At 63.3% G+C, this 14,582-nt stretch carries 19 protein-coding genes and 3 pseudogenes; 16 read left to right on the forward strand and 6 right to left on the reverse strand.

Annotated features, from left to right (window positions below):
- The first annotated feature begins 110 nt into the window (after positions 1-110).
- The 7 genes and pseudogenes from VQ045_RS14900 (at position 111) to VQ045_RS14930 (ending at position 4,947) form a co-directional block, all read left to right on the forward strand.
- Positions 111-692 (forward strand): ParA family partition ATPase, encoded by a 582-nt coding sequence (locus VQ045_RS14900; RefSeq protein WP_442879879.1) that lies wholly within the window; start codon positions 111-113, stop codon positions 690-692.
- Positions 689-943 carry a hypothetical protein gene (locus tag VQ045_RS14905; protein WP_331830653.1) on the forward strand — a complete coding sequence of 85 codons (255 nt, stop codon included), beginning with the start codon at positions 689-691 and terminating at the stop codon, positions 941-943. The genes VQ045_RS14900 and VQ045_RS14905 overlap by 4 nt, the downstream gene beginning before the upstream one ends.
- Positions 940-1,458, forward strand: coding sequence for a DUF2840 domain-containing protein (locus VQ045_RS14910; RefSeq protein ID WP_331830654.1), 519 nt, complete (start codon positions 940-942; stop codon positions 1,456-1,458). Before VQ045_RS14905 ends, VQ045_RS14910 begins: the two co-directional genes overlap by 4 nt.
- Positions 1,455-1,997, forward strand: a pseudogene (locus VQ045_RS14915) (S26 family signal peptidase); the annotation flags it as partial. The gene VQ045_RS14910 and the pseudogene VQ045_RS14915, both read left to right, overlap by 4 nt.
- 48 nt (positions 1,998-2,045) lie before the next feature.
- Entirely contained in the window at positions 2,046-2,393 is a 348-nt protein-coding gene (locus VQ045_RS14920) for a DUF736 domain-containing protein (RefSeq protein WP_331830683.1), read from the forward strand.
- Positions 2,394-2,396: 3 nt separating this feature from the next.
- Positions 2,397-3,161 (forward strand): lytic transglycosylase domain-containing protein, encoded by a 765-nt coding sequence (locus VQ045_RS14925; RefSeq protein ID WP_331830655.1) that lies wholly within the window; start codon positions 2,397-2,399, stop codon positions 3,159-3,161.
- Between the two features lie 244 nt (positions 3,162-3,405).
- The gene (locus tag VQ045_RS14930; protein ID WP_331830656.1) at positions 3,406-4,947 is read left to right on the forward strand and encodes a relaxase/mobilization nuclease domain-containing protein; all 1,542 of its coding nucleotides are present in this window, start codon (positions 3,406-3,408) and stop codon (positions 4,945-4,947) included.
- A gap of 130 nt (positions 4,948-5,077) precedes the next feature.
- Here VQ045_RS14930 and VQ045_RS14935 read toward each other — a convergent pair whose 3' ends face one another.
- The 3 genes from VQ045_RS14935 to VQ045_RS14945 form a co-directional block, all read right to left on the reverse strand.
- Complete coding sequence (locus VQ045_RS14935) at positions 5,078-5,476, reverse strand: aldolase/citrate lyase family protein (RefSeq protein WP_331830657.1); 399 nt, start codon at positions 5,474-5,476, stop codon at positions 5,078-5,080.
- Between the two features lie 119 nt (positions 5,477-5,595).
- The gene (locus tag VQ045_RS14940) at positions 5,596-5,934 is read right to left on the reverse strand and encodes a LysR substrate-binding domain-containing protein (protein WP_331830658.1); all 339 of its coding nucleotides are present in this window, start codon (positions 5,932-5,934) and stop codon (positions 5,596-5,598) included.
- Positions 5,935-5,937: 3 nt separating this feature from the next.
- A complete protein-coding gene (locus VQ045_RS14945; protein ID WP_206453817.1) occupies positions 5,938-6,102 on the reverse strand; it encodes a hypothetical protein in 165 nt (54 codons plus the stop codon).
- A gap of 146 nt (positions 6,103-6,248) precedes the next feature.
- Here VQ045_RS14945 and VQ045_RS14950 point away from each other — a divergent pair, with 146 nt between their 5' ends.
- From VQ045_RS14950 to VQ045_RS14990, 9 genes and pseudogenes are all read left to right on the forward strand, one after another.
- Complete coding sequence (locus VQ045_RS14950) at positions 6,249-6,956, forward strand: hypothetical protein (RefSeq protein ID WP_331830659.1); 708 nt, start codon at positions 6,249-6,251, stop codon at positions 6,954-6,956.
- 37 nt (positions 6,957-6,993) lie between these two features.
- Positions 6,994-7,110 (forward strand): annotated as a pseudogene (locus VQ045_RS14955) (transposase); the annotation flags it as partial.
- A gap of 221 nt (positions 7,111-7,331) precedes the next feature.
- Positions 7,332-7,934 carry an RNA polymerase sigma factor gene (locus VQ045_RS14960; RefSeq protein WP_331830660.1) on the forward strand — a complete coding sequence of 201 codons (603 nt, stop codon included), beginning with the start codon at positions 7,332-7,334 and terminating at the stop codon, positions 7,932-7,934.
- A 94-nt stretch (positions 7,935-8,028) separates the two neighbouring features.
- Positions 8,029-8,298, forward strand: a complete 270-nt coding sequence (locus VQ045_RS14965; RefSeq protein ID WP_327625877.1) for a zf-HC2 domain-containing protein — start codon at positions 8,029-8,031, stop codon at positions 8,296-8,298.
- Between the two features lie 34 nt (positions 8,299-8,332).
- Positions 8,333-8,767, forward strand: coding sequence for a DUF6789 family protein (locus VQ045_RS14970; RefSeq protein WP_331830661.1), 435 nt, complete (start codon positions 8,333-8,335; stop codon positions 8,765-8,767).
- A gap of 126 nt (positions 8,768-8,893) precedes the next feature.
- Positions 8,894-9,640, forward strand: coding sequence for an acetoacetate decarboxylase (locus tag VQ045_RS14975; RefSeq protein ID WP_327625874.1), 747 nt, complete (start codon positions 8,894-8,896; stop codon positions 9,638-9,640).
- A 19-nt stretch (positions 9,641-9,659) separates the two neighbouring features.
- Positions 9,660-10,442, forward strand: a complete 783-nt coding sequence (locus VQ045_RS14980) for a 3-hydroxybutyrate dehydrogenase (protein WP_331830662.1) — start codon at positions 9,660-9,662, stop codon at positions 10,440-10,442.
- Between the two features lie 11 nt (positions 10,443-10,453).
- On the forward strand, positions 10,454-11,533 hold the full coding sequence (locus tag VQ045_RS14985; protein WP_331830663.1) for a patatin-like phospholipase family protein: 1,080 nt from the start codon (positions 10,454-10,456) through the stop codon (positions 11,531-11,533).
- A 369-nt stretch (positions 11,534-11,902) separates the two neighbouring features.
- Positions 11,903-12,085, forward strand: a pseudogene (locus VQ045_RS14990) (IS481 family transposase); the annotation flags it as partial.
- Between the two features lie 227 nt (positions 12,086-12,312).
- Here VQ045_RS14990 and VQ045_RS14995 read toward each other — a convergent pair.
- The 3 genes from VQ045_RS14995 to VQ045_RS15005 are packed head-to-tail and all read right to left on the reverse strand — an operon-like array spanning position 12,313 to position 14,559.
- Positions 12,313-12,474, reverse strand: coding sequence for a hypothetical protein (locus tag VQ045_RS14995; RefSeq protein WP_331830664.1), 162 nt, complete (start codon positions 12,472-12,474; stop codon positions 12,313-12,315).
- Between the two features lie 8 nt (positions 12,475-12,482).
- A complete protein-coding gene (locus VQ045_RS15000) occupies positions 12,483-13,607 on the reverse strand; it encodes a YeeE/YedE family protein (RefSeq protein WP_331830665.1) in 1,125 nt (374 codons plus the stop codon).
- 7 nt (positions 13,608-13,614) lie between these two features.
- Positions 13,615-14,559: a sulfurtransferase gene (locus tag VQ045_RS15005; protein WP_331830666.1), complete on the reverse strand. Its 945-nt coding sequence runs from the start codon at positions 14,557-14,559 to the stop codon at positions 13,615-13,617.
- Between the last annotated feature and the right edge of the window lie 23 nt (positions 14,560-14,582).

Consider the following 14,582-nt stretch of genomic DNA (forward strand, 5'->3'; position numbering starts at 1 on the left):
CGTATGGTTTTTGAACCATTGGAGGACGAGAGAATACCGCAGAAGAAGCACAAGCCCGAAGAGATCGTCGCGAAGCTCCGCCAGGTTGATGTCCTGGTTTCGCAAGGCCGATCGGTCGTCGAGGCCGTCCACGCGCTCGTGAATTCGCGGTCCACGATCAGCGAGCCGCAGTCCGTCCTGCTGCATTAGACGTTTGGCGTCCGCCGCTTGATCGAACCGCGGCACGGCTTGGTGTCGTCGGCCTGGCGCGTGACACGCTCCACCGCGAAGCGCCGGAGCTGGCGCGCGATGTCGATCATGTCGTCATCGACGGACCGCCACGCGTCGCCAGTCTGATGCGCTCGGTGCTGCTCGCCGCCGACCTCGTGCTGATCCCAGTGCAGCCATCGCCGCTCGACGGCTGGGCATCGGCCGAAATGCTCGCGCTGCTCAACGAAGCACGCATCTACCGCCCAGAGCTTGCCGCTCGCTTCGTGCTGAACCGCTGCGCGGCGCGCACCGTGCTCGCCCGCGAAACCGCCGAGACGCTCGCCGACCACGACCCGCCATTGCTCGCGACGACCATCGGTCAGCGCATCGTCTTCGCCGATGTCGTGCAGACCGGCCGGATCGCCGCCGAGCAGGACGAGGATTGTCCGGGCGCGCGTGAGATCACCGCGCTCGCGGCCGAAATCTTGGGGATCGGCTTATGAGCGAACGATCCCCCAAGCGTGGATTCGCGTCCCGGCCAGGCGATCCGGAGAGCTGGATCAAGGCGCCCGATCGCCAGGTACAGCGACCGCAGTCCACGGACGACTTCTCGGCCAGGCTGACCATCGACGTCACCGCCGATATGCGCGGCCGGATCAAGATCTCGGCCTTCCAGCGCGGCCAGACCGTCGCCGACATGCTCCGCGCACTGTTCGAACGCGAATTCCCACCTTCTCAAGGAGACACTCAATGACTGGCCTTGCCGCCGAATCCGCGCGCGCCGGCCGCGCCCTACACGCGCCGCCGGAGGATCTCACCCAGGTCGAACTCATCTGGATCGAGAAGCAGATCGAGCACTGGATCCGCTTCGGCCGCGAGGTGCGCGAACAGGTTCTCGACCGCCGTCGCCGTATCCTCTTCTTCCCTCCCGGCACGACCTTCGCGCTGGTGCGCTGGGCCACGAACGAGCATGGCACCGTGCTCTCGCGCCTCGACATTCTGCGCGCGGTCGGGTCCGGCGAACCCTGCCAGACGATCCCTACCGTGACGCCTGGCAGCGACATCCTGCTGCGCGTTGATGGCTGGCCGAAAGTGGAGCGCATGCTCCAGCTTATCGACGCGATCGAGGCGATCGGCATCGATCCAGTCGAGGTCGCACCGGATCACTGGCGGCACGTCCACAACCGTCTGACCGCCGGTGAGACGCTGCGCGCCTACACGATGCAGCGCCATCGCGCCTTCCTCTTGGCGCGGAGGATCGGCGCATAACTCGGCTCGGCTACGCCATCACCACGACGGGCGCGGTGTCGTTGCTCGGCATCATGTCCCTCGTGTCCTTCGCGCCGAAGCTGATCTGGAATGCCTCCGCCAGCACGCCGATCGGCCTCTATACGATCAGTCCCAGCGACGGATTGGGAGCGTCCGACCTTGTCGCCGTAGCAGCGCCAGAGCCGATCGCCACGTTTCTTGCCGATGGCGGATATCTGCCGCGCGGCGTGCCCCTGCTTAAGCGGGTCGCCGGCCTTCCCGGACAACGCGTGTGCCGTACCGACCGCACGATCACCGTTGACGCCTTGCCGATGGGCGATGCGCTCGATCGCGATCGTCGCGGCAATCCGCTGCCCGTCTGGCAGGGCTGCCGCGTCGTCGCCAAGGGCGAGCTCTTCCTGATGAACAGGGAAGTCCGCGACAGCCTCGACGGCCGCTACTTCGGGCCACTCCCCGCCTCCGCCGTCATCGGCCGGGCCATCCCTCTCTACACCGACGAGGACGGCGATGACCGCTTCGTCTGGCGCGCGCCGACGCGGTCACGGCGTGCCTATTCCCAACCTCACCGCACATCAATGGAGGCAATCATGTCCGTAATCGGTCAATTCACTCGCGACGAGTCCGGCTTCGTCGGCCATTTGGAAACGCTCTTACTGCAGCAGGACATCATCATCATCCCGGCTGAGCACTCCGATGCCGAGAATGCGCCAGATTTCCGCGTTCATGTCTTCGACGGTATGAACAACGAACCCGGCGCCGAGATCGGCGCAGGGTGGAAGCGCACCGGCGAGAAGGCCGGAGACTACGTTTCGCTGCAGATCGATGATCCGACCTTTGGTCATCCGATCCGCACCAATCTCTTCCAGTCGGCCGACGACAAATCCGTCTGGGGTCTGCACTGGAACCGCCCGCCCCGGCGCAGCGAGCGGGACTGAGCGATGTCGGCCCGCCGCCATCGCGCTGTCGTCGAGCGGTCGAGCACCGCCCGGCGCACAGCCTTCCTTCTCCTTTCCGGCCTGCTGATCGCCGCGCCGCTTTGCGCCGACGCGAATGCGCAGACCGTGTCGGCCGAGCGCCCCTCTCGCGTCGATCCCTACGCCGCCCTCATCGCCGAAACCGCGCGGCGGTTCGGCGTTCCCGAGCACTGGATTCGTGCGGTCATGCGCGTCGAAAGCGCCGGCGACATGCGCGCGATCTCTACGGCCGGCGCCATGGGCCTGATGCAGATCATGCCCGCAACCTGGGCCGAGCTGCGCGCCCGATATGGCCTTGGCAGCAATCCCTACGATCCACGCGACAACATCATGGCGGGCGCGGCGTATCTGCGCGAGATGCACGATCGCTACGGCTCGCCGGGCTTTCTGGCGGCCTACAATGCCGGTCCCGGCCGCTACGAGGAATATCGCGCGACCGGTCGCCCGTTGCCGGCCGAAACACGCGCCTATGTCGCCGCTCTCGCGCCAATCATCGGCGGAAGCGATCTTGCTGCCCCCGTCACGGTGGCGACCGCCGATCCGCTCGCCTGGACTCGTGCGCCGCTCTTCATCGTGCAAGTCGATAGCAGCGCTGGTGCAGTCCAGCGGCAGCGGCACGGCGATCCGACTGCACCCTCTGCGCAGGAGTCCGCGCGCGATCCGGTCCTGCCTGCACCGCAATCAGACGGCCTATTCGTGGCGCGAACCGATACTGCGGGGCCGCGATGAGGGCCTTCGCGCTTCATGCGGCATTGTCGGGATCTGGCGTGGATTTGGCGTCAGAGGCCGGAAGAGCAGGCAGCACAACCGAACGATGGCGAGATAAAAAGGCGCGATGTGCGCCTCGGTTGTGGGGAGTGATTTCAGGGACTTACACGACGATTTCGCGATGTGCGTGCATTCTGCGCAGCCTGCGATACTCCCGTTTTTGCCGTGAATTCAATGCCTTCGCGCGATGTGCGGGATTGCCGACATGAGCGACGAAGACGAGTTCCGCATCCGGCCCGGGCGCATCCGGTCATCCTCCAGCCAGCGGGCGCGGCCCTTCATCGCTCAGGCATTGGCGGCCGTCAAACGTGCCGGCGGGCATGTCTCCCATTCGGGCAGGATCACGTCGGGCCGTCGCTCCTATTTCGGACGCGGTAAGCGCGCCGCCGTGCAGGCCAATCGCTGGGTCACAAGCAGGTCCCGCATCGCCGTGATCAAGACCCGCGTTGTCCGTCATAGTACGCGTAGCGCGCCGCTCGCCACCCATCTCTCCTATCTGCGCCGCGAAGGCGTCACCCGGGGTGGAGAGAAAGCGCAACCGTTCGGACCGGGCGAAGACGAGATCGACGCCAAGGAGTTTGCGGAACGGTGTCAGGACGACCGGCACCATTTCCGCTTCATCGTCTCGCCCGAGGATGCCGTCGACATGACGGACCTCAAGGGCTTCACCCGCGATCTGATGCGCCAGGCGGAAAAGGATCTCGGCACCAAGCTCGATTGGGTCGGCGTCGATCACTGGAACACCGAGCACCCGCATATTCATGTGATCGCAAGAGGCCGCGCCGATGACGGCGAAGACCTCGTCATAACCCGCGACTATATCAAGGACGGAATGCGCGCCCGCGCTCAGGATCTGATCACGCAAGAACTCGGCTACCGCACCGACCGCGACATTCACAACACGCTCGAACGGCAGATCGACAGCAAACGTTGGACCGGACTTGACCGGCAGCTTGCGCGAGACGGTGATCGGCACGGCATCATCGATCTCGCGCCACCGTCCAGCCATCAACCCGACGAATTCCATGCCCTCAAAGTGGGGCGACTGCGCAAACTCGAATCCCTCGGCCTCGCGTATCAGCTCAGCCCCGGCCAATGGATCATGGACGAGACTGTCGAGACGACCTTGCGGGAACTCGGCGAACGCGGCGACATCATCAAGCGCATTCATCGCGGTCTCACCGAACGCGGCATCGAACGGGGAGCAAAGAACTATGTGCTCGCCGGCGAAAGCCTCGATGATCCCGTCATCGGACGGCTTGTCGATCGCGGCCTCGACGATGAACTGAAGGGCACGGCCTTTGCAGTGATCGACTGCGTCGATGGCCGCACCCATCATATCCGGCTTCCCCACATCGAAGCCGCCGGAGACAGCGCGCCCGGATCGATTGTCGAGCTGCGCAGGTTCGACGATGCGAAGGGTCGACGACGCCTGGCACTCGCAGTGCGATCGGATCTCGCCATTGACCGCCAGGTGACGGCGACCGGTGCGACATGGCTCGACCGGCAGGCGATTGCTCGCGAACCGATGCCGCTCGGTGGCGGCGGGTTCGGCGCCGAAGTCAGCGACGCGCTCGAACTCCGCGGCGAGCATCTGATCGATGAAGGTCTCGCGAAACGACAAGGGCAACGCATCATCTTCGCTCGTGATCTGCTCACCACGCTGCGCAAACGTGAGCTGGACGCCGCCGGCGAAAAGCTAGCCGCCGAGATCGGCCGTCCGCGTGGCGGAAACATCGAGGATTGATGACGCCGGATTGCGGAGTGCAGGAGGCACTGATCCAATGCCGGAGTTTACCGGCGCCAAACGCGCATGCGATCCTCGAGTGCAGATGCCAGGATCCGGTAGTCCATCCCGGCAAGGACGAAGTGGACCGTTAACGCGAGATGATCGGAGAGAACGGCGGGCGATGAATACCGCCGAGTCCGAAATACAACTCGGCTGCATCGACCGCCCGCCCGATTATATCCAGGGCCTCGACCATGGTGGGTGCCTCGGGGTTGCCTATGACATCAAGATCGACGGACAGGTCGACACAGCCGATCAGGATGCCATCGAGGCCGGGCACTTTGACGATGGCATCGATATTCTCGATGCCTTTCGCCGATTCGATCATCGCGATCGCCGGCGTCCTTCGGTTCCCTTCGTTCATGAGCTTTCTTGACGGGCTCTGCGGGTAACCGAGTTGGGGAGAGGCGCCTCCCCAGGAGCGGGCTCCCAGGGGCGGATATTTGCACATTTCGACCGGCTGGCGCGCTTCGTCTTCGCCTTCCACGACTTTCCGGGCATTCACCGCATTCGCACAAGGGTCCGCTCTTGGCGCATTGCGACACATGGAACCCAGGAGGGTCATCGGAAACAGAATTTCGAAGGATCGTCTGCAAGCGAAGTGGTTCAGTGGCTGAGCAGCGTAGCAAATCGCGCCTCGACCAGTTCCAGAAACGGCGCCGCTACACGCGAGGATTCGCGCAGCGCCGGCAAGTGCAAATCGTAACGGAACGGTTGTTCGGGGTGCAGGGGCCGCGCGATGACCCTTCCGGCCGCGGCGAAATTGGCGGTCGTTACCGGCTCGACGATCGACACGCCCGCCCCATTTGCCACCAATTCGCAGATCGAAGCCGACAACTGCGCCTCGGCGACGATGCGCGGACGGGCGCTGCCGGCCGCCAGAAAGATATCGGTTTCGGATCGCGTCGCGATTTCCGCCCCGAGCGCCACGAGATTTTCGCGCATTCTTTATTCGCTTTTGTTCGCACTGATTTCCACGCCGCGCCGTTCTGCGTACTCAATCAATGCCAATTCGATTACGGATGTGATCGAGCGCCGCTCAGTCTCGGCAAGCTGCTGAGCCAACGCCAATATCGAAGGATCGAGGCGTGTTGTGAATGGCTTCTTGGTCATCGCAACTCTACGGCTTGAATTTCCATCCCGGCAGGTTCATAACTATGCACGTGCTTTGCAATTGCATTGCACAGATAGCGGCCGACCGAAGTGCGCCAACACTTCAGCCGACCTGACCACTCGCCAAGCTGTAAGGAGCTCGGATCATGGCTGATTCTGAGACTAGCACGAGTCTGTCTACCGTCACCCGTCGCATGCTGCTAGCCGGCACCACATTGATGGCAGCGGCATGGACGACCAATCCATTGAGGAGATCGCCAGCAAGAAATAGCGCCGAGCCGGATGTCGCATTGCAGCTCTGGCACGAATGGAACGACGCTCACCTTCGCACTTATGAGGCTTGCTGCAAGCAGCAGACCCTCGAGGCCCGATTGGTCGAGACGATTGGGTTTCCTCGTGCAGAGGTCGATCTGCCTGACGAGGGCAGATCGATCTTCGTGCATACCCGTGATCAGATTGAAGAGACCTTCGGCGACGATCCGGCATTGGCCGCGACGTGGGCAATCGCGGAAGTTGAGCTCACGGCACACCAGGCTCGCTGGGATGCCGCAGATGGCGAGTTGGGATACTCCGTCGCCAAAGAGGCCGAAGAGGCCGCAGCCTTCCGCGAACAACAGCTGGTCGATGCGCTGATGAGTGCACCTGCCACGTCAGTTGCCGGCGTCGCGGGCAAGCTCGATGCCATCTTACGCGAGGGAGAAAGCTCCGCTGAATGTCCGGAGTTCCCCTGGCCCTTTCTCCGTTCGGCGCTTGTCGACCTCGTGCGCATCGCCCAAAAAGCTCAGCCAGATCGATTTGTGCCCGGCTCGGATCGCATTGCGTTGTTGTCAGGTAGGAGCGACCGTCAAGAATGAACTCACATTGTGGATAAGCGAGGAAGCGGGACCCCGCGGCGCGACGCCCGAAGGAAAGAAGGAACTTGTCGGATTTCAGGTGGGCGTTCGCGAGATCGCTCAGAGCTGGCGCGAACTGCTCGTCGATCTCAAGGCCCGTGGCCTTTCCATCGCATCCGTCCGCGTCCGTTTCCTCGAGATTGCCCTCGACTTGGACGCCCGCATGGGAATGGAAGCTCAGCAATCCCGGATAAAGACGGCGACTTCGGTCTTCGAAGTTTGTCGCGTTTCATGAGCGCATGTCGCACAAAAACAGGAAGGCCAGGGAAAGGCATCGAAAGCTGCGTTACAAGATGTTTTGCTTAGTGTCAGTGGAAAGATCGGGGGACACAGTGAATGCCCGCGCACGATGAAAACGACGCCGAGATCCTCCGCAGCCTTGCGGCCGGCGAGCGCAGCGCGTTCGAAAGCCTCTATCGCCAGCACAATGGTGCGATGGTGCGGGTGGCCTCGGCAATCTTGGACAATCACGCTTCCGCAGAAGAGGTGGCGCATGAGACTTGGATCGCAGTGCTGCACAACATTGGCGGATTTGAGGGGCGATCATCCCTTGGAGGTTGGATCTTCACGATTCTGTCAAACAAGGCCAAGACCCGTGCCATACGCGACAATCGCAGTGTGTCGCTTGACACCTCGGCGAACGACGACGAGTTCGCCGACGCCTTTGATGGGCGTGGTCGCTGGAAGCACATGCCGGATCTGTGGGACGAGTTGACGCCCGAACGTGTTGTCGCCGGACGCCAGATTCTGGACCATGTCGGCGATGCGATTGATGCCTTGCCACCCGCGCAACGCGCCGTATTGGTGCTGCGGGCGCAACAGAGATTGGATGCGCAAGAGGTTTGCAAGATACTCGAAATCACCGAGGGCAACATGCGAATTTTGCTGCACCGGGCGCGCCGGACACTGCGGCAGGCGATAGACGGGGCCGCGGGCTGATGTCCCGCCATTTGAATATCATAAAAACCATTTCAAAAATTCTTGTAACGAAACGCGGGCTGAATGGTCCTCTGTTCGTAAGGCATGACAATGGATGAAAACTATGCTGACCTGCCGCGATCTTGCCCAACAGGCTGACGCTTTTCTGGACGGAGAGTTGAACCTTGGACAAAGACTGCGGATTCGTCTGCATCTGTCGATGTGCAACGGCTGTGCCCGGTTCATGGGCCAGATGCGTCAGACGCGAAGCCTGATCACCGCTGAAGCACGCAATGCAGCGTCAGGCGAAGACAACACGGCGGTCGATACCGATATCGACAACATCCTTGATGCCTTTCACGATGGAAAACAGTCCGGCGGTTGAGATGGCCCCGCGACACCTGTGAAAGACCAAGAAAATGACAAACCTCAAGAACGGCTTTCTGGCCGGTTTCATTGCTACAGCCGTGTTGTCAGTGATGATGGTGGCCAAGGGCATAATGGGCGTGATGCCCGAGCTTGATGTCGCGGCGATGCTCAGCATGATGATGGGCGCCCCGGTTATCGTAGGCTGGCTCGCCCATTTCATGATCGGCACTCTGGCCTGGGGTGGTGGTTTTGCCATCCTCTATGAGGTGGTCCCTGGCGGCAGCGCCGTCGTCAAGGGCATTGTCTTCGGCGTGGCCGCTTGGCTGGCCATGATGATCATGGTCATGCCGATCGCCGGAGCTGGAGTCTTCGGCATGAACTTCGGCATCTTGGCGCCGATGATGACACTGGTCCTGCACATCGTCTTTGGCGCGGTGCTGGGGGGCGTTTATGGCGCGCGCGTACCAGCAGCGGTCGCGCACTAACTCCCCTTCCCTTTCCCGCGACCGGACAAGGTCGCGGGCCTCCCCTTGAATTTGCGGCGCAGACTTTGCGCGCCCTAGCCGTGCGCGCAAAGGCAGCATCCCTGCCGCCAACCAGAAAGTCTGGCCATGACCCCCGACGAAATTTTGGCGCTCAACGCCATGCCCCCTGCCAATCCAAGCTACCCGAAAGGGCCTTACCAGTTCGTCGACCGCGAGTATCTTGTGATCACCTATCTGAGCAACCCCGACGCGATCCGCGCCATAGTGCCGGGACCGCTGATCCCGGACGGCAGTGGCCAGGTGCATTACGAATGGATCAACATGCCCGACAGCACCGGGTTCGGGGCTTACCAGGAATCTGGTCTGGTCATTCCCTGCCTGCTGAATAATGAGCCGGTCAACTATACCGCGATGATGTTCCTCAACGACGAGCCGCCGATTTCGGCTGGGCGAGAGATTTGGGGCTTTCCCAAGCGCTGGGGCGAGCCAAAACTGGACGTGCGCACCGACACACTGACCGGCACGCTGCACTACGCCGGCGAGCGGGTGGCGATGGGCACCATGACCTACAAGTACCAAGACCGGATGGCTCCCGATCCGGCCCAGCGGGGGGCGCATCTGCGCAAGACCTCGGTCAACCTCAAGATTATTCCCTGCGTGACCGGTCATCAGCGGGTGGCCGAACTGGTCGCCTACAACCTGACCGATATCACCATGCATTTTCACTATTCGGGTCCGGCGCGGTTGCATCTGATCCCGCATATCAACGCACCCGTCGCTGATCTTCCGGTCCTGAGCGTGGTCGAGGGGCGCCATTTCAAGGCCGACCTGACATTGCCCTATGGCCGGATCGTTCACGACTACCTTGCCTGATTTCCTGAAAGGATTTCCTATGACCAATCCTAAGACCGCCGTCATCACCGGATCGTCCAGCGGCATCGGCCACGGCATCGCCGAAGGGCTTGCCGCTGCTGGCTACAACATCGTGTTGAACGGCATCGAGCCTGCCGAACAGATCGAACCTGCACGCAAGTCACTGGAGCAAGTGCATGGCATCAAGACGATCTATTCGCCCGCCAACATGATGAAACCAGAAGGCGCGCGCAGCCTGATCGCCGAAGCCGAGGGTGCCTTTGGCCAAGTCGATGTGCTGGTCAATAATGCCGGTATTCAGTTCGTCTCGCCCATCGAGGATTTCCCCGATGAGAAATGGGAAGCGATCTTGTCCCTGAACCTTTCGGCGGCTTTCTATGCCACCAAGGCCGTCGTGGCAGGCATGAAAGCGCGCAAATGGGGGCGGATCATCAACATCGCCTCGGCGCATGGTTTAGTCGCCTCGCCGTTCAAATCAGCGTATGTCGCGGCCAAACATGGGATCGTCGGGTTGACCAAGACTGTCGCGTTGGAGGCGGCGGAACATGGCGTGACAGTGAACGCGATCTGCCCGGGCTATGTCTGGACGCCGCTGGTTGAGAAACAGATCCCCGGTACCGCAAAAGCGCGCGGCATGACCGAGGAAGAAGTAATCCACGACGTCTTGCTGTCAGCGCAGCCGACCAAGAAATTCGCCACTGTCGAGGAATTGGCCGCACTTGCCGTGTTCTTGTGCAGCGATGGGGCCGCGTCGGTAACCGGAACCGCGTTGCCCGTCGACGGCGGATGGACGGCGCATTGATGGAAAAGACCATGAAAGTCGCGAGCAACGGCGCGAAGCCGCGCAAGCCCGCCTATAATCGCAAACGTATCAACCTCGCCTTACAGGGCGGCGGCGCCCACGGTGCCTTCACCTGGGGCGTTCTGGATCGCATTCTTGAGGATGGGCGACTGGAGATCGACGCAATTTCCGGCACCTCCGCTGGTGCGATGAACGCTGTAGCGCTGGCCGACGGCTATACCGCCAGTGGCGCTGATGGCGCACGCGAAAAGCTGGAAGGTTTCTGGCGCACCATGTCCGACGCCGCAAAGAACAGCCCAATCAAGCGCGCGCCGATCGACGTGATGATGGGGAATTGGAGCCTTGACCGGTCCTGGGGCTATCACGCGTTGGATGCGATGTCGCGGATGTTCTCGCCCTATCAGACCAATCCGCTGAACATGAACCCGTTGCGCGACGTGCTGGAGGAATGCGTCGACTTCTCCTGCGTTCGAAGTTGCAACAGCATCAAGCTCTACATTTCCGCCACCAACGTCGAGAGCGGCAAGGTCAAGGTCTTCGACAGCCGCTATCTGACTTCCGATATGGTGATGGCCTCTGCCTGTCTTCCGAACGTCTATCAGGCGGTAGTGATTGACGGCGTGCCCTATTGGGATGGTGGATACATGGGCAACCCGGCGCTTTTCCCGTTTCACGCCGGAAGCGATTGCGCCGATATCTTGGTCATTCAGATCAACCCAGTCGAGCGCAAGGGCATCCCCCGCACCCCGCAGGAAATCCAGAACCGCCTCAACGAGATCGCCTTCAATTCCAGCCTGCTGAAGGAGCTTCGCGCCATCGATTTCGTCGCTCGGCTGATCGACGAGGGCAAGCTGGACGAAAACCGCTATCGACGCGAGCGCATTCACAACATTGAGAACCAGGACGCGCTTATCCCGCTAGGGGCGTCCTCCAAGATGAACGCGGAATGGGCGTTCCTGACCCACCTGCGCGATCTGGGGCGTGAGACCGCGACGCGATGGCTTGAGGCGCATTTCGATGATGTCGGAGAACGCTCGACGGTCGATTTGCGCGCGATGTTCCTGGACATCGGCTCACAGCATCAAGGGTGAGCAGATAACGGGTGCAGATGAGTTCGGCTTTCCCATTGCCAGCGGCTTTCCGGCGATAGAGGCGCCCGGCATGACCGAGGTTGATATGCTGATGGTTTAGTCCCACGGGATCACATTGCCGCAAATGATGGAGAACGCAGGACGGGAGCTGGCGGGCAACACGACACCTACTGATCCGCGCTCATAGCGCATCCGGCAGAGTCGCGAGGGGCGGGCCATGTAACGAGCTCGGGCTCTCAGCCCACGGTCTATCGACGGCCTGCCCGCACCTTCGTGCTTCCGGCGCCCTACGTCCAGGATGGGCTCACCATATCGCCGTTCGAAGAAGAACAGCGGGACGAAAGAGGTGCCGTAGATCACATACCGGATAACGGGAAAGTCGAACGCTCGCACCTTTCCGACGAGCAGGAGTTCCACCAACTCCTCAGCTACAACGGCGACGTCGACCTGGAGGCAAAACTCGTCGAATGGGAGCGGTTTTACAACTTCGGAAGACCCCACGGCGCCTCCAACGGACAGAAGCCTTACGAGGCGCTCCGAGAGAAGCTATAATCAATCCTGAGAATGTCCCCCGAGTACCAGCAGCTTACAACGCGGAGCCGCGGTGCGCCCCCCCCCCCCTCCCCATCTGACTTGGCAGAACCTCCCGTTTCCCACAGATACGAAGAGCGCCTCGAACGCCGCCTCGTCCCGCGCCCGCAGCCACTCGACGAGCTGCCCGTCGTCGCGCGCCGCGCGGGTCCCGCCCGCATCGTCGGCGTCGGCGGAACCCCGCCGCATCAGTCCGCCGTCGGTAGCGCCGCGCAGTGCGCGCCGCTGGCCGCCTGCCCCGAGCCGAGCGCGAGGAGCGGCGGGGCCTGGAACGGGTTCGGGGACGCGCTCGCGGCGAGATCGAACGCGATGAGCGCCGCCACCAGCGCGGCAGTCACTGCCATAGTCACGCGCCGGGTCATCGCCGCTCCTCGAGCCCGAGCGCCGGGCGCAGCCGGATGCCGACCCAGGCGCCGGCGAAGGCCATGACGAACCAGGCCCAGCCGTGCAGGCTGCCGGTCGAGACGCCGCTGAAGAAGGCCCCGACATTGCAGCCGAAGGCGAGCCGCGACGAATAGCCGAGCAAGAGCCCGGCGACCACCGTCGCCGCCCAGGCGCGGAGCGGCAGGTCGGGGACGGGCTGCGTGAAGCCGTGCCGCCACGCGGCGACAAGGAACGCGCCGCCGACGATGCCGAGGTTCGTGAGCGAGGTGACGTCGGTCAGGATGCTCTGGCCCAGCCGCTCGACATTAGTCGGCGCGCTCCAGAACGGGGACGCCGAGAGGTCGGCGCCGAGCGCACCCGCCCCCTTGGCCGCCCAGAGGCCGAGGCCGTAGACCACGCCCCAGGGCTGCCCCGCGACCACGAGGTTCGCCAGCGCGAACGCAGCGAGCAGCCCCGCCGCCAGCCACAGCCGGCGCGGAATGCGTCGCGTGCCGGGTGCCGCGAGCCAGAGCGCCGCCGTCGCGATCGCGGCCAGACCCGCGAGCGTCACCGCCACCCCGTCGTAGCCGTCGAAGACGACGACGGGCGCGGTGCCGAGATCGGTCCACCAGGTCAGGTGATACGCCCCCGCGAAGCTGCCGATGGCGAAGAACGGCAGCGCCAGCACGCCCACCAGGTTGCCGCTGCCGGCGTTGACCAGCGTCCCCGAGCCGCAGCCCAGCACCACCTGCATCGCCGCCCCGAAGACGAAGGCCCCGCCCAGCATGGCGAAGCCGACCGGCGCGTGCGCCCCGATCAGCTCGGTTCCGTTCTGGGTAATGAGCGGAATCGCGACGACCGCGACGATGGCGATGGCGACAAGCTGCGCCAGCAGGCCCGCAGGCTCGCGCCGCACGATCATCGCCCGCCACGGGCCGGCGAAACCGAAGCGCAGCCCCTCGAGCGTGATGCCGAAGCCGAGGCCGATAAGCAGCAGCAGACCGTACCGCGCCCCAGCCGTCGCCGCCACGGCGAGTGCCGCGGCGAGCGCCAGCAGGATCAGGGCGGAGCGTTCGATCCCCCGGCCGAGACCGGGACGCACCGTCGTGACATCGGTCATGTTCGCCTCAGAAGACGTTGGTGATCTGCTGCCAGATCCGGCGCAGCGGTCCCGGCACGTTCGCCATCTCGTAGCCCGCGTTCGACCAGCCGACCATCGACTCGGGGTAGAGCTTGACGTTGTCGAGCCCGGCGAGCTCGCTCAGCGCGAACCAGTTCGTCGCCGCCCAATGCCCCGTGTTGCAGAACGAGATGATCTGCGCGTCGTCGGTGTATCCCGCCTCCGCCGCGAGTTCGCGCGCCGCCTCGGCGTCGATGATCGCAGGGCCGTCGCCGAACCAGCTCGAATGAACAAAATACTCTGATTGCGGCAATGTGCCCGGCTGCGCCGCTGCGGGATGCATCGCGTCACCGCGCCAGAACTCCTCTGGCCGCGCATCGACCAGCGTACCCGCCTCCTCGCCCGAGACGACGGCCTGCACGTCCTCTTCGGTCGCGAGCCACTCATCGGAGAAGCTCACCTCGATCTCGCTCGGCTCGGGAGTGATCGAGGTCTGGTCGACCGTCAACCTCGCCTCGGTCCAGGCGTTGATGCCGCCGTTCAGAATCGCCAGGTCACTGACGCCGCTCGATTTCAGTGTCCAATAGACGCGGGCGGCGGCGCCGAAATCACTGACATCGGCGCCCTGGTAGACGATCACGGTCGGCCGGTCCAGCGTCACGCCCAGTGATTGCAGGGTCTCGGTCAACTCAGCGGCGCTCGGCAGCTGGCCGGGATTCTCCTCGGGGCCGCGGAACAGCGCGTAGGGCGCGCTCACCGCACCCTCGATGTGGCCGGTCGCGTAGGATGCCGCACCCTCGGCCGCGCGGATGTCGAGGACGAGTGGGTCGCCCACCTCGAGAACCTCGACCAGATCGGCCGGAGCGAGCAAGGGCGGCAGATCGGTCTGGGCCGCAGCGAGCCCCGTCGGGCCCACCAGAACGGCCGCGAGTGCAACGGTTCGCATGTTCATGAAGATCTCCTCTTTCCGAACTC

Source organism: Aurantimonas sp. E1-2-R+4, from assembly GCF_036549515.1.
Classification (GTDB): Bacteria; Pseudomonadota; Alphaproteobacteria; order Rhizobiales; family Rhizobiaceae; genus Aurantimonas; species Aurantimonas coralicida_A.